Annotated in this window: 1 pseudogene; it reads left to right on the top strand. The window is 62.6% G+C overall.

Going from position 1 to position 1,100, the window contains the following annotated elements:
* Positions 1–1,100, top strand: a pseudogene (locus ACI2J2_RS24590) (transketolase); the annotation flags it as partial.

Genomic DNA, 1,100 nt, shown 5'->3' with positions numbered 1-1,100 from the left:
GCGTTCTACGATGACAACGGCATCTCCATCGACGGTCACGTTGAAGGCTGGTTCACCGACAACACCGCCGAGCGCTTTGAAGCCTACGGCTGGCACGTGGTGCGTCACGTCGACGGTCACAACCCGGACGCCATCAAGGCCGCGATTGAAGAAGCCCGCAAGGTCACCGACAAGCCGTCCCTGCTGATGTGCAAAACCGTGATTGGTTTTGGTTCACCGAACAAGGCCGGCACCCACGACGTGCACGGTGCGGCGCTGGGCGCTGCCGAAGTGGCCGCCACCCGCGAAGCGCTGGGCTGGAAATACGCCGCCTTCGACATCCCGCAGGACATTTATGCCCAGTGGGACGCCAAAGAAGCCGGCAAGGCCAAAGAAGCGGCCTGGAACGACCGTTTCGCCGCCTATGCCAAGGCCTTCCCAGAGCTGGCTGCCGAGTTCAAACGCCGTGTGAACGGTGAGCTGCCGGCCAACTGGAAAGCCGAAGCCAAAGCCTTTGTTGAAAAACTGCAGGCTAACCCGGCCAACATCGCGAGCCGCAAGGCGTCGCAGAACGCGCTGGAAACCTTCGGCAAGGTGCTGCCTGAATTCCTCGGCGGCTCCGCTGACCTGGCACCGAGCAACCTGACCATGTGGTCCGGCTCCAAGCCCCTCAACGAAGACCTGGCGGGTAACTACATCCACTACGGCGTGCGCGAGTTCGGCATGACCGCCATCACCAACGGTATCGCGCTGCACGGCGGCTTCCTGCCGTACTCGGCGACCTTCCTGATGTTCGTGGAATACGCCCGCAATGCGGTGCGTATGGCGGCGCTGATGAAAATCCGCAACGTCTTCGTCTACACCCACGACTCCATCGGTCTGGGCGAAGACGGCCCGACGCACCAGCCGGTTGAGCAAATGGCCAGCCTGCGCGTGACCCCGAACATGAGCACCTGGCGTCCGTGTGACCAGGTGGAATCGGCGGTGGCGTGGCAGTACGGTATCGAACGTCAGGACGGCCCGACCACGCTGATTTTCTCCCGTCAGAACCTGACCCAGCAGCCACGTACCGCGGAGCAACTGGCCAACGTGTACCGCGGCGGCTATGTGCTGAAGGACTG

It is taken from the genome of Serratia sp. NPDC087055 (assembly GCF_044900985.1).
Classification (GTDB): Bacteria; Pseudomonadota; Gammaproteobacteria; order Enterobacterales; family Enterobacteriaceae; genus Serratia.
Note: the sequence above shows the minus strand (reverse complement) of the source record. Positions and strands in the feature narration are given on the sequence as shown.